The following is a 24644-nucleotide window of genomic DNA, read 5'->3' as shown; positions in this document are numbered from 1 at the left end:
GCCCCGGCGGAAAATCACCCGCCCGCGGGCCGATTGGCCTGCCGGACGGCCCGTTCGATCTCATCCCACTGCTCGGAGGGCACCTGGTCGAGGTGATTGAACTCGCCGGCCGACAGAACTTCGCCCCCGTCGATGGTGATGCATTCGCCGGTCATGTACGACGAATAATCCGACAGGAGGTAAGCAGCCAGATTGGCCAGTTCCTGATGCTCGCCGGTGCGTTTGAGCGGAATGCGGCTGAGCGGGTTCATCAGTTTCACCAGCGGTTCGGGAAACAGGCGGTCCCAGGCCCCCTTCGTCGGGAACGGGCCGGGGGCGATGGCGTTCAGCCTGATGCCGTATCGGGCCCATTCGGCCGCCAGGGATTTGACCAGGATTAGCGCCCCGCCCTTCGCCACGGCCGACGGCACCACATAACCCGAGCCGGTGGTGGCGTAGGTGGTCGAGATGTTCAGCACCGTCCCCGGGATCTTATTCTCTATCCAGTATTTTCCGACCGCCAGCGTAAAGTAATACGTTCCGCGCAGGACAATGTCGACGATGATATCGAAGGCTTTGTAGGAAAGCCGCTCCGTCGGACTGATAAAATTCCCGGCCGAGTTGTTCAGCAGGCCGTCGATCCGCCCGAACCGTTCGACCGTCTGCGCGATGACGGCTTCGATCTCCTGCGGGTGGCGCACGTCGCAGGCCAGCGGCAGCACCTGCCCGCCGGTGGCCTCCGTCAGTTCGGCGGCTGCGGCTTCCAGCACGGGCAGTTTGCGGCTGCAGATGACCACCCGGGCACCCAGTTGCAGGAAATACTTCGCCATGGATTTGCCGAGGCCGGTACCTCCGCCCGTCACGATGATGGTTTTGTTTTCTAAGGCTCCGTCGCGGAGCATACCCGTCGCGTTGATCATAATGGTTCTGAAAGAAGTTTTTCTCCGGACTGGCATTAAACTAATTAAAGAAGTAATTAGGGCTTCCGAATTTCCGATAAATCTTATGCATCCTGAAACGCTTGCTCTCCATGCCACCCGAATGGCCGACGCCAACGCGGGCGCCGTTACGCCCGCGCTGTATCTTTCCACAACCTTTGAACGCGAGGGCGACGGCAGTTTTGCCCACGGCTATATCTACGCCCGGAACGGAAATCCCAATCGGGATCTGCTGGAACAGGCGCTGGCGGCACTGGAAGGCGGTTTTGCCGGCCTGGCCTTCAGCTCCGGGCAGGCGGCCACGATGACGCTGCTGCTGGCCCTGCGGCCGGGCGATCACGTGGTGATCCCGAACGATGCCTATTACGGCACCCCGGCCCTGCTGGAGGAACTGTTCCACCCCTGGGGCCTGACCTATACCCGCGCCGATCTGACCAATCTCGACGAAGTTCGGCAGTCGATTCACGAAAATACCCGGCTGATCTGGATCGAAACACCGTCCAACCCGCTGCTGAAAGTAGCGGATATCGAGGCTATTGCCGGGCTGGCCCGGGAAGCCGGCGCCTGGTGCGTATGCGACAACACCTGGGCGACCCCGGTTCTTCAGCGTCCGCTGGACCTGGGCTGCGACGTCGTCATGCATTCGACGACCAAGTACATCGGAGGCCACAGTGACGTCCTGAGTGGGGCGCTGATCTTCAGGGAAGACGGCGAATTGTACCAGCGGGTCCGGCGGTTGCAGACCATCGGGGGCGCCATTGCCGCCCCCTTCGACTGCTGGATGCTCCTGCGCGGCCTGAAAACCATGACGACGCGGGTGCGGGCGCAGTCGGAGAACGCCGGCAAAATTGCACAGGCGCTGGCGCAGCATCCGGGCATCGAAGTCGTGCATTATCCCGGTCTGGAAAGTCATTCCGGCCATGCCGTCGCCCGCCGACAGATGGCGCTGTTCGGGGCCATGCTCTCGATTCAGGTCAAAGGCGGACAGGCCGAAGCGCTGGCCTTTACCAGTCGGCTGAAGCTGGTCACGAGAGCCACGAGTCTGGGCGGAGTGGAGACCCTGATCGAACACCGGGCCTCGGTCGAAGGACCGACCACCGCCACCCCGCCGAACCTGCTCCGGATCTCGGTCGGCCTCGAACACCCCGACGATCTGATCGGGGATTTCCGGCAGGCGCTGGATTCCTGACGGAAAGTTCCTTATACGCTGACCAGTCGGTTATTCAACTCGGTCAGTTTTTCGCTCAGGGCCCAGAGGGCCTTCGCATTGTAGCTGCTCTGGGCCTCCTGGTTGGGCGTTTTCGGGCGGCTTTTGTCGAAATACAATCCGGTAACTTTCTCCACTTCCGGCGACGAGGCCAGATAAATGCTCGTCTCGGCCCCCTTTTCCGGGCTGATGAAGAACGGCTGCATCAGTCGGAAGGCCAGCCCCATCAGGCTCGAAATATCCGCTCCGAAGTTGGTCTTCACGGCTCCGGGGTGGAGGCTGTTGGAGGTGATTCCCTCACCCATCGTCCGTTCGGCCAGTTCTTTGGCAAACAGGATGTTGCAGAGTTTGGAGGCACCGTAGGCTTTCCAGCCGTTGTAGGACCGCGGTTTAGCCAGTTCATCGAGTTTAAAACCGCTGCTGAAGCGATGGGCTTCGGACGAAACCGTCACGACGCGCGGGCGGTCGCCCTTTCGGAGCAGGTCGAGGAGCAGATTGGTCAGCAGAAAGGGACCAAGGTGGTTGGTGGCAAACGTCAGTTCGATTCCATCCAGGGAGTATTGTTCCTTATGGATGTATAGGCCGGCATTGTTGAGCAGCACGTCCAGCCGGTCGTAGCGGTCGATGATCTCGCGGGCGGCCTGCACGACCGATTGCTGGCTGGAGAGGTCGCACCAGATGAGGTCGACGCGGCCGGATTTGCTGACTTTTTTTATTTCCTGCCGCACCGGTCGGGCCTTCTCGGCGTTCCGGCAGAGCATAATGATGTCAAAACCCTTTTTGGCTAACTCCAGAGCTGAAATTCGCCCGATGCCGGAGTTGGCGCCGGTAATCAAACACGTGCGGGACTGCATAACAGGTTCGTATGGTTTCCAGAAAGTAACCCGCTGCTTAAGGGAGAAGTTTTGAAGAAGTGAGGGAAAACGGGAAAGAAAAAGGGCCATCCGGGCCCTTTTTCTGGATTACCGGATCATGCTCTGTTCGCGCTGGAACAGCCCGACGAGCGTATCGACGGCATAATCGATTTCTTCTTCCGTCGTGTATTTACTGAACGAAAACCGGATGGCGCCCCGTTCCGGATCGTTGCCCGGCAGCGCCGAGAGGACGTGAGAACCCAGGTTGGAGCCGCTCGTGCAGGCGCTCCCGCCCGAAGCCGAAATGCCGGCAATGTCGAGGTTGAACAGCAGCATATCGCTCAGGTCGGAAGGCGGCAGGCTGACGTTCAGGACGGTGTACAGGCTGTTTTGGAGGTCTTCCGACATGCCATTGAAGGAGACGCCGTCCAGCCGCTCGCGGAGTTGCCCGATCATCCGGCGCTTCAGCCCTTCGATGTGCCGGCGGTGTTCGTCCATGTCGCGGTAGGCGATTTCCAGCGCTTTGGCCAGCCCGATGATGCCGTAGACGTTTTCGGTGCCGCCCCGCATGTTGCGTTCCTGCGAACCGCCGTGGATGAAGGGATGAATCCGGCTGTCGGCGTTGATGTACAGAAAACCGACGCCTTTCGGCCCGTGGAATTTATGGGCCGCGCCGACGATGAAGTCGACCGGAAGCTGCTGAAGATCATGCCGGAAGTGGCCCATCGTCTGGACGGTATCGGCGTGAAATACCGCCTTGTATTCCCGGCACAGCCGCCCGACCGCTTCCAGATCGAGCAGGTTGCCGATTTCGTTGTTGCCGTGCATCAGCGACACCAGCGTACGGGGGTTATTGCGAAGCAGTTCATCCAGATGCGTCATATCGATCCGGCCCTGCTCATCGACGCGCACCAGGTTCAGTTTGACGGTCCCCTGTTTATCCAGGTGTTCGAGCGTATGCAGCACCGCGTGGTGTTCGAGCGGGGAGGTAACGGCGTGGGTCAGTCCAAAGGTTTCGATGGAACTTCGGATAGCCGTGTTGTCGGCCTCCGTACCGCCGGAGGTAAAGAAGATTTCCGCCGGGGAGGTATTCAGCAGGCTCGCTACGGTTTTGCGGGCTTTTTCGATGGCCGCCCGGACCCGACGTCCGTGGGAGTGAATCGACGACGGATTTCCGAACTCTTCGGTCATCAGGGGAAGCATGGCTTCGAGCACCTCCGGATCGAGCCGGGTGGTGGCCGCATTATCAAGGTAGACGTGCATAATGAAGTGTGGGTAAACCGGTTGCAAAGATACCGCCTTTGGATGGCCTTTCCTACCCTGGCCGGACGAGTGCTCCCCAGACTGTCGACACTCCCTTACCGCTTCGCTGCGATGACCTCCTTGATGTCCGATATGATCTTGTTGGCGAGGTAATCGGCCGTCGATAAGGTGTCCGATTCCGAATAAATCCGGATGATGGGTTCGGTATTCGATTTCCGGAGGTGTACCCACTCCCGGTCGAATTCGATCTTGACCCCGTCGATGGTGTTGATCGGGTTTTTGGCGTATTTCGCCTTGATCCGCTCCAGAACTGCGTCCACGTCGATGTCGGCCGTCAGTTCGATTTTGTTCTTAGAGATGTAGTAATTCGGATAGGTCCGGCGCAGGATGGAGGCCGATTTTCCGAATTTCGCCAGGTGGCTGAGGAAGAGGGCAATGCCGACGAGGGCGTCGCGGCCGAGGTGCAGGTCGGGGTAGATGATCCCGCCGTTGCCTTCCCCACCGATCACCGCGCCGACTTCCTTCATCAGTTCCACCACGTTGACCTCCCCGACCGCCGACGCGTGGTGCCTTCCGCCGTATTTCTGCGTGACGTCGCGCAGGGCCACCGTCGACGACAGGTTGGAAACCGTATGGCCGGGTTCTCCGGCAGCGGCCCGGTGTTTCAGCACGTAATCCGAGACGGCCACCAGCGTATATTCCTCCCCGAACGGCGAGCCGTCCTCGCAGATCAGTGCCAGGCGGTCTACATCCGGGTCGACCACGATCCCGAGGTCGTAATCGTTCTTCTCTATTTCGTGAATGATATCCCGGAGGTTTTCGGGCAGCGGCTCAGGGTTGTGGGCAAACTGTCCGTTGGGTTCGCAGTGCATACACTGCACGGTTTCCACACCGAGGGCTTCGAGCAGCATCGGGACCGCAATCCCGCCCGTCGAGTTGACGGCATCCACCACGATTCTGAATTTCCGGGCCGCGACGGCTTCCCGGTCGACCAGCGGCAGGGCCAGAATGGCGTCGATGTGTTTCCGGAGCCAGGTGGCGTCGGTCTGATAGCCGCCCAGCTTGCGGACATCCGCAAAATCGATGGCCTCCGATTCGGCGATGGCCAGCACCTCGGCGCCGTCCCGGGCCGAAATGAATTCGCCTTTTTCATTCAGGAGCTTGAGGGCGTTCCACTGCACCGGGTTGTGGCTGGCCGTCAGGATGATCCCGCCGGCGGCCCGTTCTCCGGGAACGGCCAGTTCGACGGTCGGAGTAGTGGACAGGCCGAGGTCGATCACGTGCAGGCCCAGTCCCTGGAGCGTCGCCGACACCAGCCGGGAGACCATCTCCCCGGAAATCCGGCCGTCGCGCCCGATCACGATGCGGAGGGGGCCGGCCGTGTCGGTGTGGCGCTGCCGGACCCACTGTCCATAGGCGGCCGCAAATTTAACTACATCCAAAGGCGTCAGGCCGTTTCCGCTGCGCCCGCCAATGGTCCCACGAATCCCGGAGATCGACTTAATTAATGCCACGGTTCAAACATTGAAGGTGGGCAAATATAGTCACCTTTTTCCGATCTGCTATAGCTATTCGGTTCCGGTTATCGAAACGGACGCCGTCATGGCGGAACGGGCCGGGCCGCGGAACGTGCCGGCTAGGGGAGGCAGGCGGTCGTGGAAAAAGGAGGAGGCCAGAAACAGGTGATTGTTGATCACGACGGAGCCTTCCGTCGGGTCGAAGCCGCGCCAGCCGGCACCGGGAAGGTAGACCTCGGCCCAGGCGTGCAGTTCATGCTCCTGGTGGGGGTTGCCGTACAGGTAGCCGCTGACGAAGCGCGCGGCCAGCCCGACGCTGCGGCAGGCGGCAATATACAGAACCGCATAATCCCGGCAGGAGCCTTTCCGGCTGATCAGGGTTTCTTCCGGTGAAAGGGCCGGACCCAGGTCCCGGATTTCATACGCGAAGCCGAACCGGATGGTGCTGCAGAGATGCGACAGAAACGGCACCGTCTGCCACTTCGCTTCGGCCGCGATCTGCCGGGCGTACTGTTCGACCGTCGTCGTGACGCCGATGCGTTCCAGATAGGGTTCGAGCAGCCGGCGGTCGGCTTCGGGATAGTGGAACGACAGCCGCTGGGTTTCGAACGGAAACAGCACGAAATCATAGGCATTGTACGATTCCGATTCGACCACGATGTCGGCTTCGACGTGCAGCGACTCAGTCTGGTCCTTAAAATAAATGACCTGCTGAACATTCCCTTCCACGTCGACGTTCCGCACCAGTTTGCTGGGGGTGGGCGTGATGCGCAGGTCGTATGCGCTCAGTCGCTGGTGGGGCAGGATCTTCGGATACAGATAGAGGGTATGGGGTTCCAGAAAAACCGGTGACGAGTAGTCATAATGAAGCAGATGGTTAACCCGTAGTTTCAACATTGGCCGATCGTTCTGATTCCCCGAACGCTGCCCGACCGGTATCCGGACCGGCGGCAGGCGGTATCGTCGGGGGTGGTTTAGTGTTGGATTTTTGAAAAAATGGGAGCCATCCAGTCGTCCGGCAGTTTCTTGACCGAATTGGTCAGCAGGGCACTCCACTGCTTGGAAACGGCATCCATATCGTCCTTCTCCAGCCGGTGCTGGTTGAGGTGGAAGCTGTCTTTCTCATAAATCAGGATGTCGAGCGGATAATCGACGTCGTTGGCGCTGACCCGCGTGGCGTCGAAAGCCAGAAAGCCGATTTTCAGGGCATCCTGAAGAGAGGATTCATAGGTTAGATTGCGAAACAGGAGAGGTTTGCCGTAGCCGGAGTTGCCGATGATCTTGAACGGAGATCCCTGGTCGACCTCGACCCAGTTGCCTTCCGGATAGAGCAGGAACAGCTTATGTTCATCGTCGTCTTCCAGCTGACCGCCCACGATGGCGTTGAGGTTGAAGTTGAGCCCGGAGGCCGTCAACTGGGCCTTATCCTCCTGCGCCACCCGTCGGACCTGCTCGCCAAAGGCATTGACGGCCTTGTATAACTTATTGAAAGACTGGTCTTTCTCGGCAATGACTTCCCGGAAATAGGTGATGGCTTTGTCACGCACCGACCGCAGGCCGGAGGTCATGATGAAAAGCGAATGGTGTTCCAGTTGGTGAACCGAAATTTTGCGGTTGGTCGAAACCTCGGTACCGGATGTCAGTCGGGTGTCGGCGATGGCGACTAAGCCGGAAGCAACTTTTATCCCTAAGCAGTAGGTCATCGAATCTGGGTACGTACAAGCTATAGCACTCGGACAAATATACGGGTTTCCGAAAACAAATGGGGATCAGCGCCCGCTTTGAGCGGATTTTTAGAAACTCGTTCTCTCCGATGACTCCCTGTGCCTATCTTGCGCGAAAGGATCATTTAAATCGGATGAACGTGAAGAAAGAATCGCTCGACGACGCCCATAAATACCGGTTCTGGCGCCGGCAGGCCGAAAGCAACGGTTTGAAAATCAATAAGGTGGAGCCGTTTTATACCCGCTACCGGCACAACGGCGAACTGTTGTTCGCCATGCTGGAGGTCGATGCCGACACGCCCGAGGGCGACAAGATTCCCCCGGCCCTGTTCCTGAAGGGGCATGCCGCCACGGTGCTGGTCTGTCTCATCGATGCGCAGAGCCGTGAGAAGTTTGTGGTGCTGGTTCGCCAGCGCCGGATCTGCGACGGGTCGCATACCTACGAACACCCGGCCGGGATGGTGGATACGACGGACGACCCGGTGGAGGTGGCGGCCCGCGAGGTGGGAGAGGAGATCGGTCTGGAAATCAGCCCCGAAGACCTCACCCGGCTGAACCCGAAGCTCTGGTTTCCGAGCACCGGGACGAGCGATGAGGGCATGCACTTCTTCTTTGTCGAACGGGAAATGCCGCGGGAGCAGATCATGACCTTTCACCATAAAAACATGGGGGTACAGTCGGAATTCGAGCGGATCACGACGGCGGTGATGACCCTGCCCGAAGCCCATAAGCTGGTGACGAACGTCAATGCCGTGCTGCTGCACTTTCTGTATCTCCAGGCCGTCGGCGATTACGAGACGATGAAGCGGCTATAGGCTCATCGTTTCGAACCCTTTTCCCGGCACCGGGTTGGAACGGTACAACGTATCGGACATTCGAATGGAAAAGGAATCCTTTGAGGACTCGTTCAAATACAAAAACTGGCGCCGGCGGCTGGAAGACAACCGGATCGACATCCGGTCCGTGCGGGATGCCTACACCCGGCACGGGAAAGACGGTGACGTGCTCTATACGCTGGTCGAGATCGACGCCCGGACGCCCGACGGCAACGCGCTGACCCCGCTTTGCTTCGTCAAGGGCGACGCGGTTTCGATGGTAGTCGTGCTGATCGACGGGCAGACCGGCGAAAAGTTCGTGCTGATGGTCCGGCAACGGCGGGTCAGCGACGGCTCCGAAACCTACGAACACCCGGCCGGGATGATCGACGAGGGCGAAACGCCCATCGAGGTGGCCGCCCGGGAACTGAAGGAGGAAACCGGCCTCGACGTGTCGACCGGGGAACTGGTCGAGCTTTCGTCGAAACCCTGGTTCTCGGCCACCGCCACCAGCGACGAGCGGCTTTCCTTCTTCTACTGCGAGCGACGGATGCCGGGCGCCGACATCCGGGCCATGCACGGCCGCCGGACCGGCAAGGCTTCCGAGAACGAGCAGACCCGGCTTCATGTCGCTTCCCTGCCCGAAGCCCACAGGCTGGTCAGCAATCTGCACGGGGTGCTGGGGCACCTGCTGTACCTGCAGGCGGTGGGTGACTACGACACCATGAAGCGGCTGTAAGTGAGGCAGAAAGCCGCTGGAAGGGACATTTTCGGGAAAAAAGTTCGGAGGGCCTTGGCAAAACGAATCGGGAATTGCTATATTTGCAACCCGAAACGGACAACCTGTCCGTACCTGGACCCGTAGTTCAATGGATAGAATTTCAGATTCCGGTTCTGAAGATAGGGGTTCGAATCCCTTCGGGTTCACGAAATAAAACGAAAGCCGCCGAACGGATCCGTTCGGCGGCTTTCGTTTTCCGGTGTCTTACATTTCTTAAAAATGAGCGTGAATCCGCAGCCTTCCGGACGGCATGATGCGAAACCGGACTTCCTATCCCTATCCTGACTTCTTCTGATCGGCCGGCCTGCTTTCCGTTACCGGTTGCCCGCCATTTGGGTCCATTGCCTCGGACGGCCGGCCACTTCCGCCGGTCTCGTTGTTTCAGATTCGTTATTGTGTCGAATAAGTATGTATACCTATCTTTCTAACCGACGGTAAAAGCCGGCACTTTTGGTTCCGGCTTTTCTTTCCCTCACTTTTGGGCAACAAAATAACTTTCCATTTGGTTAGTATCTGGAATGCCCTATTTTCGGCCATTTGATTTCCGGGACTTACCTATGACTTGCCATGCAGAAAACATCTACGCCCGTATTTTTCTTAGTAGATGATGATGAAGATGACCTGTTGTTCCTGAAGCACTCGCTGGAAAAGGAATATCCCCGCTGTCAGGTCCGGACGTATACCAATGGCCAGGAATTCATGCAGATGATCGACCAGCCGGAAACCCTGCCTTCCCTGATATTTCTGGATCTGAATATGCCCAATCCCGACGGCTTTGAGCTGCTGACGAAGCTTCGGAGTCTGCCCGGCAGCCGGCCGCTGCCCATTGTGATTCTGTCGGTCTCCGAGGATGCCCGGGACATGACCCGGAGCCGGCAGCTGGGAGCCAGTGCCTATTATGTCAAACCCTCCAGGATCAGCGATTTTGAGAGCCTGGTGCAAAGTGTCGGTCAGTATCTTGTTTAGTTGCCTGATTTTGCTCTTCCCCTGAACCCACCGGGTATCTCTGCAAAGACCTTTCCTGCTTTTTTCCGGGCTGAGGGGAAAACCGGCCGGTAACCAGTAAAATATTTTTGCCGATCACTCAATTCCTGTTCCATTGGCTCGGGAAGTCCTCGCTTTTCCTTTCCAAAAGGTTAGTATGAACAACTATATACGTTAATTTGTGCCAATGAGAAAGGGGTTGAATCTGTTGTCCTTTATTCTGATCAGTTATGTGGTCAGAGATGATCTGATGATCTGGTCGTGGTGGCACACGTATGTTCCGGCGCAGATGGTGGAGACCATCGCTACGCTGTTGGGAATTGTGACGGGCGGGCTGGCTACGTTCGGGATCTTTGCCTGGCTGGAAACTCCTCGCCCGGTAGAAAAAACGGCCCGGGGATTTGCCGGGCCGGTGGTAGATCGCCCTCAGGGGGTGTGACGCCCGAAAAAACGTCATCGTTCATTCGCTATACACGCTCAGGAGTTGTACGGAAAGCCGGGTGCCAACGGCACCCGGCTTTTGCCGTTTTATAATTACTCGCTCTTTTTGATTGAATTTCAGTCGATTAAGGTACCTTTACTTTTACTTATTAAGTAGCTAAGTCTGAGTTCTCTCAAAGCCGGGATCCACTGGACCCCGGCTTTTTTTATTTTATTCGATCAAAAAGTTATCCAAAATACGGGGTATCGGTGGGCACCGGCAGACCGGGAGGTACGCAACTTTCAGTCTGATTGTCCTTAGCGGTTTACAGCATAAATTGTGCCGGAAATGAGGTTCGAATTCCCGGCGCCGGGCCGTGTCCGGTTTGTTCCGTCTATTTCCGGCAGGGGGATGACTGGTCAAAATTTCATTTGTTGGGGACCCGTTCAAATTTTATTTTTGGGACTTTTTCATTCACCGTACCCAAGGCCATGTCGATCAAAGGACCGATTGTATTAGTCGATGATGATGCTGACGATCAGCATTTGGTCGAACTGTTGCTGAAGCAGTTGAACATCCCTAATCCCTTACACTGCCTGACCAACGGCCTGGAAGCGATTCAGTATCTGGAGACGACGGAGGAGCAGCCGTTTATCATCCTGAGTGACGTCAATATGCCCGTGATGGATGGGATCGAGTTCCGAAGACGCATTCAGGCCAGTGAGTATTTAAGGCGCAAAGCCATTCCGTTCATTTACCTGACCACTGCGGCCGACCGGCCAATGGTTCAGGCGGCCTATGACGCCACCGTTCAGGGGTTCTTTATAAAATCGACCAGTTATTCCGGCCTCAAACAACAGCTGCAATGCATCATTGAGTACTGGAAAAGTTGCCTTCATCCCAACTCCTGGCTCTGATTCCTGCTCCCCGCAGGAGACGCCCGGCCGGTTCCTTTAACGGCCATGATCGGGATCGATCCCCGGAATGATCGCCGACTGCCACCAGTAATCCGTTATGGCCTGGACGTGGGATTGCCACCCCTGATCATTCAGGGGCTTTACAATGTAGGAGTTGGCGCCCAGCGCATACGATTCGCGGATATCCTCGATCCGATCGGAATGGCTCAGCACCACGATGGGAATCGGCTGGATGGCGGAGGGCAGCTGCCGAAGCGTCCGGAGCATTGTCATACCCGCTTCGCGGTCAGGCAGATACAGATCCAGCAGGATCAGATGAGGATACCGTCGCCGGCAGGCGGCACACTCTTCCAGATAGGCGATGGTGGTTAACGGATTGGAAGTCCAGATCGGCTCGACCCCGGACAGGTTGTTCTCAAGGGCTTGCCGGATCAGCCACCAGTGATCCGGGTTGTCTTCGATCACCAGCACCCGCCAGACCTTCTTCATTTTCAATGCGGTAGTCATCGTATAGAGGGAAGGGACATGACCGTTCGGAGGGAAAACAGAAAAGCGGGCCGACTCAAAGGAGCGCAGAGAGGAGTTAGCTCACAGCGTGGACTGTGCCTGATTAAATAAAAATAAGCAATTAGCGACAAATACGTAAGGGATCCTGAGATAATGAGGCAACGGCCCGGAGCGGACCGGCCGGACCCTCCAAATAAAAAGCAGCGGTATCGCTCCGCTGCTTTTTATTTAGGGATACAAAAGCTTCTTTGTTCGTCCGGATGAACGAAAATCAATGCGTCCGATTTCTCGAAGAGGATTCAACCCGACCGTCCTTATCCTCCACCGGGCGGTCATAAGAGCTGTAATTATCTTTGGAGTCGGTTCCAAGCTTGGCACCGAAGCCGGCCGATGCGACGCCGATCAACAGGCCGAGGAATCCGAAAATCGCTGCTTTGGAGGCTGCGTTGGCGGCATCGTCGGCCACTTGCCGGGTTTTGGCTTCGGCCTGCTGTTTGGTCTGGTCGAACTTGACCCGAGCCTGCTGATAGGTGCTGATCCAGTTGTCGACGGTTTTTTCGGCCTCGGCCCGGCTCTTACCCGTGCGCTTCATGACGACATTGACCGCATCCTGACGGTCCACCTGCTGCACCGTGCTCTGGCCCTGACGGAACAGCCGGTTAAACATTCCACCGGCCAGATCATCGGCTGACTGAGGATTGGAGGCTGCCTGACCGGCTGAATTCCGGGCCTGGTCAGCGGCCTGATCGGCTTTTCTTTCCAGCGCTTCCGGCCGCAGGGCGGGATCGCCGGTCTGCCGGAGCACCTGATTTACCTCATTTTTCAGATCGCCCAGGTCCAGGTCGTCCAGGTTCACCCCGTTGGCCTGCAATTGGTCCTGCACGGCGTCCTTTATCCCGGGAGCGGCCGAAGAAACGGCCGACCCGGCCGTACGAACCACCCGGCCGACCAGCCGGCCGGCTCCGCCAATGATGCTGCCGATGGTGGTGGTCAGGAAGTAGATCGTCAGCAGAGTGACCAGACACCAGGTTAAAACCCCGTGAATCACCCCATCGAACGTCCGGGGAGTACCGGCCAGCCTTCCGGCCACCCAGCCCCCCAGGAACAGGGAGAGCAGACTGGACAGGATATACCAGATCGCGGTACCGGTCCCTAACCCGGCCGCCGGGTTTTGTTCCTCCAGGGGATCGATCGTTCCCAGGCCAATGCCGATGCCCAGCAGCGTTAACAGCATTTGAACGACAATTGCCAGTAATACGCCGGCAAACACGGCACTCCAGGAAATCCTTTGCAAAAAATTCAGCCGATTTACAGGCGGCTCTTGATAGTTCAGTGTACGTTCCATAACGTAGAATGTGTTTAGTCCATAAAATGGTGATGAGTATCCCTTTGCTCTTCATTCCTGCCCCACCTCATCTGATAATGAGGGCTGTTTAACAATTATTAAACAGGAGGTTTTGTCTATTGTTTAAATAGATTATAGTTTGGGGCCGCTTCTCCAAAAATATTTTTAAGTATATAATTGCTGCCGAAACCCTTAGCACCCAGGGGAGGCCGGGCCGCAGGTAGGCTCCGGCAGCGGGGCTGCGGATGGTCCGGCGACCGCAGGTTTTCGACCCCGAACTTTCAGGCAGCGTCATGGTTAATTCATTTCCTCGTAACTTGGTCGGCTGCCGGAACGGAAGCTGATCCGGACTATTGGTCCGGAATGAAAAACGCGCCCCGTCTTATTATTCCATCCACCCATGCTTCCTGGGAGCATGCCGAAACCTGACAACGCCGTCCATGGACAAGAAGCCGCCAACGATTCCATCCTCTCCACCGTCCGGCCAGGATGAGCGCCTGATCGTAGGCATCGGTGCCTCGGCGGGTGGCGTTGAAGCACTAAGGGTTTTTTTTGAGAATGTGCCCGATAATTCCGGCCTGGCCTACATCGTGATTCTGCATCTGTCACCCGATTACGACAGTCAGCTCGCTCAGATCCTTCAGGGCGTTGCAGGCATCCCGGTGATTCAGGTAACGGAAACCGTCCCGGTCCTTCCCAATCACGTCTACGTGGTGCCGCCCAACCGGCACCTGGAGATGCAGGAGGGGCAACTTACCGTTCTGCCCAGTACGCGCCCGGAGGAGCGCCGGGCGCCGGTCGATATTTTCTTCCGGACGCTGGCCGATTCCCATGGCCCCCGGGCGGTGGCCGTGATCCTGACCGGCACGGGAGCCAACGGCTCGATGGGACTCAAACGGATCAAGGAGAACGGCGGGGCGGCCTTTGTGCAGAATCCCCGCGAGGCCTCCTTTCCGGAGATGCCCCGCCACGCCATTGCCACCAACCTGGTGGATGAAATTCTGCCGGTGGCCGAGTTGCCGGCCCGGCTCATCGCCTACCGCCTAAGCCTGGGCCGGGTCGAGATTCCGGTGGAAAATGAGACCCGCACCGAAGACCAGCAGCAGGCCCTTCGGGAGATTTTCACGCAGCTGCGCCTGCGCACCGGCCACGACTTTTCCAACTACAAGCGCCCCACCCTGATGCGTCGGCTGGAGCGACGCATCAACGTCCGCAACCTGTCCCATCTGCCCGCCTACGCGGCTTACCTGCGCGAGCATCCCGAGGAAATTCAGGCGCTGCTGAAAGACCTTCTGATCTCGGTCACCAACTTTTTCCGCGACGGAAACGCCTTCCTCTCCCTGGAGCAGAAGGTGCTCCCCGGACTGCTGGCCGGAAAAAAAGCGGACGATACCCTCCGGGTCTGGGTGGCGGGCTGCGCCACCGGGGAAGAAGCCTACTCGCTGGCCATGCTTCTGGCCGAATACACCCTCGACAGTACCGATGCACCCCGGGTGCAGATTTTCGCCACCGACATCGATGAAGCCGCCGTCGCTACCGCCCGGGAAGGCCGCTATACCCTCAACGACGCGGCCGATGTATCCCCCGAGCGGCTGAACCGCTTCTTTACCCGGGAGGGCGACGATTACTACATCCGGCGCGAGATTCGGGAGATGATCCTGTTTGCCCATCATAACGTGCTGACCGATCCGCCCTTCTCGAAGCTGGACCTGGTGAGTTGCCGCAATCTGCTGATCTACCTCAACCACACGGCCCAGGAGCGGGTCATGGAGACGTTCCACTTCGCCCTCAAGCCGGGAGGCTACCTGATGCTGGGGCTGTCGGAAACCCCCGACGGGGCGGGGGATCTGTTTGCCGCCGTCAGCCGCGAACACCACCTCTACCAGGGACGCCCGGTGGCGTCCCGCTCTTATCCCCTGCAGGGAACTCCCCCGCCGACCGCCCCCGAGAAACAACGGTCACCCGCACTGCCTCAGGAGGAACGGCTGCCCTCCCGGGAGAGCAGGAAGCACTTCGGTGAGTTACACCAGCAGTTGCTGGAACAATACGCTCCCCCTTCGATTATCGTCAATGAAGAATATGACATCCTGCACCTGTCGGAGCGGGCCGGGCGCTATCTGGCCGTGGCCGGGGGCGAGCCCTCGAAAAACCTGCTGAAGCTGATCCGGCCCGAACTGCGCCTGGAACTGCGCACGGCGCTTTATCAGGCGACCCAGCGGCAGACCAACGTCGAAGCCCGGAACCTGCAGCTGCGCGTGGGTGAAAAGACCGAAACGCTCACGATCCACGTCCGGCCGGTGATGCAGGAAAGCGACCCGGCCCGGGGGTTCGTGCTGGTGCTCTTCGAGACGACCGACCAGGAAAGCAGCCGGCCCGGCAGCATTCTCACCTCCGAAGAACCGCTCGCGCGGCAGCTGGAAGAAGAACTGATCCGCCTGAAAGCTCAGCTGTTCCACTCCAACGAACACCACGAAGCACAGGCCGAAGAACTGAAGGCTTCCAACGAAGAGCTGCAGGCCATGAACGAGGAGCTGCGCTCGGCGGCCGAGGAACTGGAGACCAGCAAGGAAGAACTGCAGTCGATCAACGAGGAACTGACGACGGTCAATCAGGAACTGAAAGTGAAGGTGGAGGAAATCTCACTGACCAGCAACAACTTCCAGAACCTGATCAACTCCGCCGACCTGGCCACGCTGTTCCTCGACCGCGGGTTCCGCATCAACCTCTTCACGCCGGCCGTCCGCACGATCTTCAACCTGATTCCGGCTGATACCGGCCGGCCGCTGAGCGACATCACCAGCCGGCTGGAGTATACGTCCCTGCTGGAGGACGCCCAGGCGGTGGCCCAGTCGCTGCTGCCGGTGGAACGGGAGGTCCGGACCACCGACGGCCGGGTGTTCCTGATGCGGCTGCTGCCCTACCGCACGGCCGACGACCGCATCAACGGCATCATCATTACCTTCGTCGACATTACCCGGCGAAAAGCCGCCGAAGAAGCCGTCCGCCTGTCGGAAGAACGGATGCGGCTGGTGTTCGAGAGCGCCAAAGACTACGCCATTCTGACGCTCGACCTCCAGCGTCACATTACCGGCTGGAGCCCGGGGGCGCAGGCCATGATCGGCTATACGGAAGAGGAAATCCTGGGGCAATCCGGGGATATCCTCTTTACTGCCGAAGACCGGGAGCAGAGCGAACCCGAACGCGAAGTGGAGAATATCCGGCGGCAGGGCCGCACCCGGAACGAGCGGTGGCACCTGCGGAAGGACGGCCGGCGCTTCTGGGCCTCCGGGTCGGTGTCGCCCCTGCACGATGCCGCCGGCCAGATGGTCGGCTTCGTAAAAATCCTGCGGGATCTGACCGACAGCCGCGCGGCCCAGGAAGCCCGGTACTTTCTGGCCTCGATCGTCGAATCGTCGCAGGACTCGGTGGTGACGGTCAATTTCGAAAGCATCATCACCAGCTGGAACCAGGCCGCCGAAGCCCTGTATGGCTACACGGCAGCGGAAGCCGTCGGTCAGCCGCTGACGATGCTGACGCTGCCTGCGGACCTGGCCGAAGTGCTGGGCGACATCGACAAGATCAAACACTCCCGGAAGGTGGAGCGGTTCGATACGGTTCGGGTCAACAAAGGGGGCCGCCAGATCGTGCTGGAAATCGTGCTGTCGCCGGTCCGAAACGCCGAAGGGCAGGTGATCGGCGTTTCCACCATCGCCCGGGACATCACCGAGCGGAAACGGGCCGAACAGGCCGAAGCCCTCAAGAACCTGATCCTCCAGCAGCAGACCGAAACGCTCGCCCGAACCGGAAGCTGGGAATACGACCGGACGGACGGACGGTTTTCCTGGTCGGAAGGCATGTACCAGCTGTTTGGACTGGAAGCCGACGCAGTGATCACGCCGGAGATCTACGAGGCCTTCGCCCTGGAATCGGACCGGGAGGTGGCCCGGCGGATCCAGGCGCGGCTTCGGGAGGGGCCCGGTCCCTTGGAGGAAACCCTGCGAATTCGCGTTAATGGCGGTGTAAGAGTCCTCAGAATCAAGGGGGTGGTGTTGCCGGATGACACCGGAGCCCCAGGGCGGGTGCTGGGTATCGACTGGGACATCACCGAACAGGTGCGGGCGCAGGACCGCATCCGGGATACCGCCGTAAACATCCAGGCCGTTCTGGATGCGTCACCGGCCTCCATCGGCCTGCTCAAAACCGTCCACGCCGAAGACGACCCCGATCGGATCATTGACTTCACACTGGCGGTCGGAAACCAGAAGCTGGCCGAATTCTTCGATCTGCCCCTGAACCGGTTACTGGGCCAGTCGGCGGAGCGCTTAAGTACGATGCTCTGGGACGAAAAGACGCTGGATGATCTGCGGGAGGTCTATCATTCGCGGCAGGCCCGCTACGAGGAGAAACGACTGAATTCTGGCGGTCAGGAGCGCTGGCTGGCGGTGGCCGTCACCCGCCAGGATGACGGGCTGGTGCTGACGGGGCTGGATATTACCGATCTCAAACAGGCCCAGACCCAGCAGCAGTACTGGCTGGCGGAGCTTGAGCAGGCGAGCCGGAGCGCCCATACGCTGGCTGAGCTGCGCAATTCACTGCAGGAGCGGGGCGAAGTGCTGCGGTCGGCCTCGCATGATTTACGGGGGCACGTGGGGGTGATTGCCTCCGCAACCCAGCTGCTGGGACTGGCCGGCAGTGAAGCCGAACGCAGCCAGATGCTTCAGATGATTCGTCGTAATATTCAGATGATGACCCAGTTGATGACCAATCTGCTGGATCTGGCCCGTCTGGAAGCGGGGCAGGAAATCCTGCATCTCAGCCGCTTCAATCCCGCCCTGCTGCTGGAAGACCTGGCAGCCGGCGCGCAGGCCATGGCTCAGGAACGCGGGCTGTCGCTTCAGGCCGCGGGGCCGTCCGACCTGGAAATAGAAAGTGATCCGTTGCAGGTCCGGCGAATCGCCCAGAACCTGCTGCTGAACGCCCTGAAATACACGCAGACCGGGGGAGTGACGCTGGCCTGGCAGCGGCTGGATACCGGCTGGCAGTTCAGCGTTACCGACACCGGACCGGGTTTGTCGGAGTCTCTGGTTCGTCAGCTCCGGGGGCAGCTGCCTGCCGATTCCGCCACGGGGAGCCTGCCCGGCCGGTCCGGGGGCGAGGGCATCGGCCTGTCGATCGTCAGGCGGCTTTGTGTGCTGCTGGGAGCCACCTTAACCGTTGAAAGTGAGGCCGAAAAGGGAACCCGGTTCGAGGTGCGGTTCGAAGAGACCATTCCCTCATAAAATGCGGAAATCAACTGATTCCGGCCCCGGATATCGTTTGATATAGTAATGTTTCCATCCCAGTCGATGACGGTACCACCACTGATTTTTTTCGTTGATGACTCGGCGGATTACCTTTTCCTGATCCGTCAGGTTGCCGGCCGGTCCTTTCCCCAGATTCCGATTCGGTTCTTCACCGACGGTCAGGACCTGATCGACGAAATCGAATCATCGGTTCCGGCTGAAGGGAACAGGCCCCGGCTGATCGTGCTGGACATCGATATGCCCCGGATGGACGGATTTCAAACGCTCCGTCGGCTGAAAATGCTGCCCGAGTGGCAATCGGTTCCGGTCGTGATGATGACGAACCGGGTCGACTCCGAATCCGAGCAGGAAAGCTACCGATTAGGCGCCTGCTCCTTTCTGCTCAAACCGATGAACCTGACGGCCATCCGGGAGACCCTGACCCAGCTCTGCGCGTTCGACGTCGAAGCCAACCCCTTTCAGAAAAGCGGAAGACCGGCGGCCTGACCACCGGACGTTCCCAAGTCGTAACACTTCTTTCTCCCCCATTCATACGGCAGACCACCCCCCAGCCCCCTCCTTGCTAAGGAGGGGGAGAGCGCTGCCCGATTCAAGCCCTGCGGAGCCACCCCCTCCTTAGCAAGGAGGGGGCTGGGGGGTGGTCAACAGGATGCCAAAACCGCCCGGAAGGGCAAAAACGCTTTCCAAAACAACCACTTAAGGTTAGATCTTCCTTAAAAACAAGGGCTTTAGGGCGGATTTCGCCGTCATTTCAGGCTTCGGATGAACTGTTCGGCAGCCTCATTCACTTCCCGGTGCCTTTCGACCAGCCCCTGATGTCCTCCCGGCGCCACCGTAACCAGTCTGGAGTTGGGCAGGTGTTGGTCCATGAACCGGCTGGCGACCGGTTTGGTCAGCCGGTCTTTATTGGCGGCCAGGATCAGAACCGGAACCGTAATTTTGGGAAGGGCCTCCGTCACGTCATACCGGAACATTCCCAAAACGCCCCGTGCGGTGACGGCGGGAGGTGCCAGGGTGGAGAGCAGGGTGACAAAGTCGAGCTGCCCGGACGTCTGCGTGCCGGTAAAGGTCAGCAGCCGGGTCATCACCAGCGAGTTGCCATTGAGATAACTCATCCAGCGGGAGATCCAGAGGATGGGGGAGAGGATGATCATCAGCCAACACAGCGGCTCCAGAATCGGTTTTTGAATGGCCGTCATCAGCCGGTCCAGCAGAATCGTCCGAACGGGGTTGGTATACGTCGTATGCTCCAGAATCACCCCTTTGATACCGCTTTGAGGCCCACCGATCCGTTGCGCCAGCAGCGTCAGGATCGTCATTCCGCCGATACTGTGCCCCCACAGGATCGGCTCTCTGACCCCCGTTCGTTCGATCACGGCCTGGAGGGCGGCCGCCAGGTTGTCCAGTGAAAAATCCTTGTTGGCCGGGCGCGTGGATTTGCCCAGGCCGGGCAAATCGATCAGGATCAGCCGGTACTGCTTCTCAAAATGGTTGCGCTGGTAATACCATTCCTGGAGGGTCGCATTCCATCCATGCACGAAGATAATCGGCTGTCCGTCGGCTTTACCGAAATACTCGATATGAATCGAACTGCCGTCCGGACGTTCGAGGGTATCCTGCTGATCACTGCTGAACCGATGGGGATCGTCTTCCCCTTTACGGTTTTTGCTCAGGAGGGTCCGGATCAGGAATTTTCCCAGAACTATGAAGAGCAGAAGGACGATCGCTCCCCATAAACACCGCTGGGCATAATCATCGGATGGGGTATCCCGGAACCGATCCCATTCCCGCCAGAGATAATAAGCCACAAACGGATAGGCAACGGACAGAAGATCGGCCAGCAGGAGGGCAAGCATCAGTAACGGCATAGGAAGGTGGTTTTTATCGGATTCTTTTTTCGGGAAAGAACCCCGGCTGCACCAGGGTATTGACGGTGCCGGGGCTATATTGTTTGGGATGGTTAGGCAGCGGCCCGGAATCGGTGGGAGTGGAAGCGACGACACTCCGCCGGTTTGTTAAAAAATATTAACCCGGCCCGGCATCCGGCAGATATGAATACCTTTGGGAATGACCCGCTGCCTGCCTTTTCTGTTCCTTCTCCAACTCCTCGCTTCCGGTTTTCCGGGCCACTGCCAGCAGATGGTGAGCGGCACCGTTCTGGACTCCGCCACCCGGAAGCCGCTCCCGTACGTCAATATCGGTATCAAAAGGAAGAATGAGGGGACGGTATCGCTGCCCAACGGCACCTTCTCCATCCGTCTTCGGAACGCCGGCCCGGCCGATACGCTGACGTTCTCCCTGGTCGGCCATCACGAATGGAAAGTCCCGGTGGCCGCATTGACCGCCGGGCAGCCCCTGACCGTCCGGCTGGCGCAGCGGGTCATTGCCCTCGACGAAATTAAAGTCAGCGGCACCCGACCGGTGGAACAGAAATTCGGGATCCGCAAGCGGAACCTGCTCCTCCATTTTACGGACGGAATGTTCTCCAAATCAGACGTTTTCGAGATTGCACAGGCCATCCGGCTCGGAAACCGCACCGCCCGGATCACCTCCGTGAATCTCCATATCAACGCCGGACGCAGGGACAGCGCCAGTTTCCGGATCAACTTTTACCGCCTGGAAGACGACCGCCCGGGTGAAAGAATCGTGGAAAAAAGCATCCTGCAACGGCATCCGATTCGCGAAGGCTGGCTGAAGTTTGACCTGACGGCCCATAAAATTGTTCTGAAAGGCGATTTTGTGGTGGCTGTCGAGTTCATTCCCGAGAGCAACACCCCCGCCGATTCCCCGATCTACTACGAGGTCAGGCTGGGCGGCTCGTCCCGCAGTTTTTACCGGAAAAACAGCCTCGGACAGTGGAACATCCCTCCCCACCATTACTGCCTCCACCTGACGGCACTCGTCGACCGGGCCGCCCCCCCAGACGGGGATGACGAAGAGTCCGTGCCCGAATTCCGGTACCCCTCCGGCAGCGTAAAGGACACCTTCAGTCTGTTTGTCCGGCTTCCGACCGGTTACCGGAAAAAACCGGAGCAGCGCTACCCCGTCGTTTATCATCTCGACGGCAACGCCTATTTCGACCCGATCAGTTATTCCGTCACCCGCCTGGCCCGGAAGAAAAAGCTGCGGACGGAGCCTATCGTCGTCGGGATCGGCTACCGGGATGCGTACCGGATGGATTCGCTCCGGGTCCGGGACTACACCTACCCGGCGGCCCTGCCGTCGGATAGTCTGCCGTCCGGCGGGGGAGGGGAGAAGTTTTACGACTTTATCAAAAACGAACTGATTCCGGAAATCGACCGGCGGTATCGGACCGATGGGCGCAACCGGACCCTGATGGGGCATTCGTTCGGCGGTTTTTTCACTTTGTATGCCTTGCTCAGGCAAATCGATTCCGGGCCGGTGTTCAGCCATTTTGTAGCGGCCAGCCCTTCCCTGTGGTATCATGACGGTTATCTGCAAAAGGCGCTGGAAGCCGCCGGCGGCCCGGATCCGGCCCGGTCGGAATACCGGCTCTTTTTAAGCGTCGGCGAGCAGGAACTGGCCGGAGATCAGCGGGAGACCGTGGCGGCTTTCGGTCGGCGGCTGCAACAGCACGCTGCGGTTCGGTTCTGGGTGTATGAACAACTGGAACACATGGGCACGGCGGTCCCTTCCTTTGAAGACGGCATTGAGTATATCTTTGGAAAATGAACCCTACCTTTGACCCCAAAATCGCCGGAGACTCATGCGCAAACACTGGTGGAAGATCCTGACCGTCCTTATCCTGGCCTATGTGATCGTTGCGGGCCTGATGAGTCCGGTTCCCCGGCTCCCGATCCTGCACGAGACGATCAGGAACACCTTCTTTCATCCGCCTTTGTGGATTGCCATGATCGTCATGCTGCTTTCTTCGGCCTTCTTTTCGATCCGGTATCTGCGGAAAGGCCGCGCCGACGATGATTTTATGGCAGTCGAATTTGCCAATACCGCCCTCCTTTTCGGCATACTCGGCTGTCTGACCGGTTCGGTCTGGGCCTATTTTGCCTGGGGAGCCTTATGGCCCAACGATCCCAAAACGAACGGCGTGGCGGTGGGGATGCTGATGTACCTGGCCTACTTCGTTCTGCGGGCTTCCTTCGACGACGAACTGCGCCGGGCCCGGCTCTCCGCGGTCTACAACATCTTTGCCTTTGCGGTGTTTATTCCGCTGATCATCATCCTTCCCCGGCTGACCGATTCGCTCCATCCGGGCAACGGCGGCAATCCCGGTTTCAACAGTTACGACGCCGACGGCTCCATCAAACGGATCATCCGACCGGCTTTCGTCGGTTTTACCCTGCTTGGTTTCTGGATTACCCAGCTCCGGGTGCGGTTACGGCGGCTGGAAAACCCGGCGGAGCCGCCCCGTGCGGTGCGGGAGACGGAGACTTCCCCGAAAAATTAGGCTTTCAGGCCGGCGCCACTGGATCTGACGTTCTCCTCCCCAGCCTCGGTAATCAGGTTTCCATCCGCCGGATTTACTACTCCCTGCGGGGGTTCCGGGCTTCCCTGCGGAGGTCAAATTAACTCCGCCCGGCACCCTGCGGAATCTCCGACTTTTTTATATGAAAAATTTTCCGCTGTTGCTTGGATAATTCCTAAAAAAAGTTTTTAAATTCCCATTCGTTCCCAAACCTAATACCCGAAAGCCATGCACTCCCCCGTACATTTTTTTCTGGCCGAGGACGATGAGGATGACGCCATTTTTTTCGAGCGTATCGTTAAGGAATTATTCCCGGACTGCCGAATCAGTATTTTTCCGGATGGGAAGGCACTGACCGATGCGCTCTTTGACGCATCTCCGCTCCCGACATTTATCTTTCTGGATATCAATATGCCGCGCATGGACGGTTTCGAGGCTCTGGCCGTGATCCGTTCCCATCCCCTTACCCTCCACACCCCCACATTTATCCTTTCGTCTTCCGATTACGAAGTGGACATTGAGCGAAGTTACCGCCTGGGCGTAAGCTCGTACTTCGTCAAACCCTCCCGGTTCGAAGCCTTTCGTCTGATGATGGCCGGCTTTAAACTGACGTGGGAGCAAATGTCTGCCAAAACACCCGCACTGGAATAGCGGACCATTGAGGAAGCCGGTTATTTTCCCCTTTCGCCTTCTCAGGCGATGCGGTTCTATGTTGTTTTGTTGGTCCAGTCACCGAAACGTTTCGGGATTACTTCATTACTTTGTCCGATAATTGGCACCTTTAATCCTTATCCTATGAAGAACAAATACCCTGAGTTCGTAAAATTACCTTCCATTCCCTATTTCATTTCTCTTGCGGAGATCCGGTGGATCGAAGCGAAGGGAAATTACTGCTGCTTCCATTTCGAGGACGGCAGCCAGGCCTTATCCGCCCGAACCCTGCGGCTCTGGCAGCATTAGCTGACCAGTTTTGTCCGGATCAGCAAGGGGGCGCTCGTTAATCCGACTTATGTCGACTCCGTCCATCCGATCTCCAGCACCCGCATGGAGATCCAGCTGAAGGGAGGGCAGGTTCTGGCGGTATCACGGCGCCGGATCGGGACGGTGTCGCTCCAGCTCAAGCCCCACGCGCTCAATTGAATCCGGTTTATCAAATTTTTTTGAAAAATGCGTTGGAAATGGAATCAAAATTGTATTCCGCTTTTCCGGCTCAATGAACAGAGAACCATGGTCGAACCACTACAAATCTTTCTCGCCGACGACGATGAGGAAGATGCCGGTCTGTATTCTGTATTTCTCCAACGTCTGTTTCCCCGTACCGCCATCAGGACCTTTCCGAATGGTCAGGCGCTGCTGGATGCCGTGGCCGGCACCCTGCGTGGGCCCGATCTGATCCTGCTGGATATCAACATGCCGATCATGTCCGGTTTCGAAACGCTGGAAAAGCTTCGGGCCGGGCCAAAAACCCGCCACACGCCGATCTTCATGCTGACCTCCTCCGATTACGGGAGAGACGTGGTACGGTGTCATGAACTGGGCGCGACCACTTATTTCGTCAAGCCGACGCGGTTGAAGGATATGAACCGGGTCTTCAACGCCATCCGGTGGTACTGGGCCCGCCGGCCGGTATCCATACAACTATAAA

At 58.4% G+C, this 24644-nt stretch carries 23 protein-coding genes and 1 tRNA gene; 15 read left to right on the top strand and 9 right to left on the bottom strand.

All coding sequences use genetic code 11. The features are described 5' to 3' along the window. Positions 1-14: 14 nt before the first annotated feature. The gene (locus tag DX909_RS08815; protein ID WP_229310994.1) at positions 15-899 is read right to left on the bottom strand and encodes an SDR family oxidoreductase; all 885 of its coding nucleotides are present in this window, start codon (positions 897-899) and stop codon (positions 15-17) included. An 85-nt stretch (positions 900-984) separates the two neighbouring features. Here DX909_RS08815 and DX909_RS08810 point away from each other — a divergent pair, with 85 nt between their 5' ends. Further along, the gene (locus tag DX909_RS08810; protein ID WP_128544772.1) at positions 985-2106 is read left to right on the top strand and encodes a trans-sulfuration enzyme family protein; all 1122 of its coding nucleotides are present in this window, start codon (positions 985-987) and stop codon (positions 2104-2106) included. 11 nt (positions 2107-2117) lie between these two features. On the opposite strand, the gene DX909_RS08805 is transcribed toward DX909_RS08810, so the two are convergent. The 5 genes from DX909_RS08805 to DX909_RS08785 all read right to left on the bottom strand — a co-directional run bounded on the left by DX909_RS08805 (position 2118) and on the right by DX909_RS08785 (position 7461). Continuing rightward, positions 2118-2978 carry an SDR family oxidoreductase gene (locus DX909_RS08805; RefSeq protein ID WP_128544771.1) on the bottom strand — a complete coding sequence of 287 codons (861 nt, stop codon included), beginning with the start codon at positions 2976-2978 and terminating at the stop codon, positions 2118-2120. Positions 2979-3086: 108 nt separating this feature from the next. Further along, complete coding sequence (locus DX909_RS08800) at positions 3087-4241, bottom strand: cysteine desulfurase family protein (protein ID WP_128544770.1); 1155 nt, start codon at positions 4239-4241, stop codon at positions 3087-3089. A gap of 95 nt (positions 4242-4336) precedes the next feature. Further along, positions 4337-5755 (bottom strand): phosphoglucosamine mutase, encoded by a 1419-nt coding sequence (glmM, locus tag DX909_RS08795; RefSeq protein WP_128544769.1) that lies wholly within the window; start codon positions 5753-5755, stop codon positions 4337-4339. Positions 5756-5809: 54 nt separating this feature from the next. Continuing rightward, complete coding sequence (locus DX909_RS08790) at positions 5810-6655, bottom strand: transglutaminase family protein (protein WP_128544768.1); 846 nt, start codon at positions 6653-6655, stop codon at positions 5810-5812. 77 nt (positions 6656-6732) lie between these two features. After that, complete coding sequence (locus DX909_RS08785) at positions 6733-7461, bottom strand: proteasome-type protease (RefSeq protein WP_128544767.1); 729 nt, start codon at positions 7459-7461, stop codon at positions 6733-6735. Positions 7462-7616: 155 nt separating this feature from the next. Here DX909_RS08785 and DX909_RS08780 point away from each other — a divergent pair, with 155 nt between their 5' ends. The 6 genes from DX909_RS08780 (at position 7617) to DX909_RS08755 (ending at position 11400) form a co-directional block, all read left to right on the top strand. Next, positions 7617-8297 carry an NUDIX hydrolase gene (locus tag DX909_RS08780; RefSeq protein ID WP_128544766.1) on the top strand — a complete coding sequence of 227 codons (681 nt, stop codon included), beginning with the start codon at positions 7617-7619 and terminating at the stop codon, positions 8295-8297. Positions 8298-8361: 64 nt separating this feature from the next. Beyond that, a complete protein-coding gene (locus tag DX909_RS08775) occupies positions 8362-9036 on the top strand; it encodes an NUDIX hydrolase (RefSeq protein WP_128544765.1) in 675 nt (224 codons plus the stop codon). Positions 9037-9152: 116 nt separating this feature from the next. Further along, positions 9153-9224, top strand: a tRNA-Arg gene (locus tag DX909_RS08770). A gap of 421 nt (positions 9225-9645) precedes the next feature. After that, positions 9646-10044 (top strand): response regulator, encoded by a 399-nt coding sequence (locus DX909_RS08765; RefSeq protein ID WP_128544764.1) that lies wholly within the window; start codon positions 9646-9648, stop codon positions 10042-10044. 205 nt (positions 10045-10249) lie between these two features. Next, the gene (locus DX909_RS08760) at positions 10250-10501 is read left to right on the top strand and encodes a hypothetical protein (RefSeq protein WP_128544763.1); all 252 of its coding nucleotides are present in this window, start codon (positions 10250-10252) and stop codon (positions 10499-10501) included. A gap of 473 nt (positions 10502-10974) precedes the next feature. Beyond that, positions 10975-11400, top strand: coding sequence for a response regulator (locus DX909_RS08755; RefSeq protein WP_128544762.1), 426 nt, complete (start codon positions 10975-10977; stop codon positions 11398-11400). Positions 11401-11436: 36 nt separating this feature from the next. Here the strand turns inward: DX909_RS08755 and DX909_RS08750 are convergent, their stop codons facing one another. Beyond that, positions 11437-11907: a response regulator gene (locus tag DX909_RS08750; protein WP_128544761.1), complete on the bottom strand. Its 471-nt coding sequence runs from the start codon at positions 11905-11907 to the stop codon at positions 11437-11439. A 271-nt stretch (positions 11908-12178) separates the two neighbouring features. Further along, positions 12179-13141 carry a hypothetical protein gene (locus tag DX909_RS08745; protein ID WP_229310993.1) on the bottom strand — a complete coding sequence of 321 codons (963 nt, stop codon included), beginning with the start codon at positions 13139-13141 and terminating at the stop codon, positions 12179-12181. A 551-nt stretch (positions 13142-13692) separates the two neighbouring features. Here DX909_RS08745 and DX909_RS08740 point away from each other — a divergent pair. Further along, entirely contained in the window at positions 13693-18531 is a 4839-nt protein-coding gene (locus tag DX909_RS08740) for a PAS domain S-box protein (protein ID WP_128544759.1), read from the top strand. 66 nt (positions 18532-18597) lie between these two features. Next, on the top strand, positions 18598-19041 hold the full coding sequence (locus tag DX909_RS08735) for a response regulator (RefSeq protein ID WP_164851231.1): 444 nt from the start codon (positions 18598-18600) through the stop codon (positions 19039-19041). 260 nt (positions 19042-19301) lie between these two features. Here the strand turns inward: DX909_RS08735 and DX909_RS08730 are convergent, their stop codons facing one another. Next, on the bottom strand, positions 19302-20423 hold the full coding sequence (locus DX909_RS08730; protein ID WP_128544757.1) for an alpha/beta fold hydrolase: 1122 nt from the start codon (positions 20421-20423) through the stop codon (positions 19302-19304). Between the two features lie 199 nt (positions 20424-20622). On the opposite strand from DX909_RS08730, the gene DX909_RS08725 reads away from it, so the two are divergent. From DX909_RS08725 to DX909_RS08705, 6 genes are all read left to right on the top strand, one after another. After that, complete coding sequence (locus DX909_RS08725) at positions 20623-22248, top strand: alpha/beta hydrolase-fold protein (protein WP_128544756.1); 1626 nt, start codon at positions 20623-20625, stop codon at positions 22246-22248. Positions 22249-22282: 34 nt separating this feature from the next. Then, a complete protein-coding gene (gene ccsA / locus DX909_RS08720) occupies positions 22283-22981 on the top strand; it encodes a cytochrome c biogenesis protein CcsA (RefSeq protein ID WP_128544755.1) in 699 nt (232 codons plus the stop codon). 246 nt (positions 22982-23227) lie between these two features. Continuing rightward, on the top strand, positions 23228-23650 hold the full coding sequence (locus DX909_RS08715) for a response regulator (RefSeq protein ID WP_128544754.1): 423 nt from the start codon (positions 23228-23230) through the stop codon (positions 23648-23650). Positions 23651-23794: 144 nt separating this feature from the next. Then, positions 23795-23959: a hypothetical protein gene (locus DX909_RS29485; protein WP_164851230.1), complete on the top strand. Its 165-nt coding sequence runs from the start codon at positions 23795-23797 to the stop codon at positions 23957-23959. Then, positions 23960-24139, top strand: coding sequence for a LytTR family DNA-binding domain-containing protein (locus DX909_RS08710; protein ID WP_128544753.1), 180 nt, complete (start codon positions 23960-23962; stop codon positions 24137-24139). It begins immediately after the preceding gene. Between the two features lie 87 nt (positions 24140-24226). After that, positions 24227-24643, top strand: a complete 417-nt coding sequence (locus DX909_RS08705; protein ID WP_164851229.1) for a response regulator — start codon at positions 24227-24229, stop codon at positions 24641-24643. Position 24644 lies beyond the last annotated feature (1 nt).

This window comes from Larkinella soli (assembly GCF_003703975.1).
Lineage (GTDB): Bacteria > Bacteroidota > Bacteroidia > Cytophagales > Spirosomataceae > Larkinella > Larkinella soli.
Note: the sequence above shows the minus strand (reverse complement) of the source record. Positions and strands in the feature narration are given on the sequence as shown.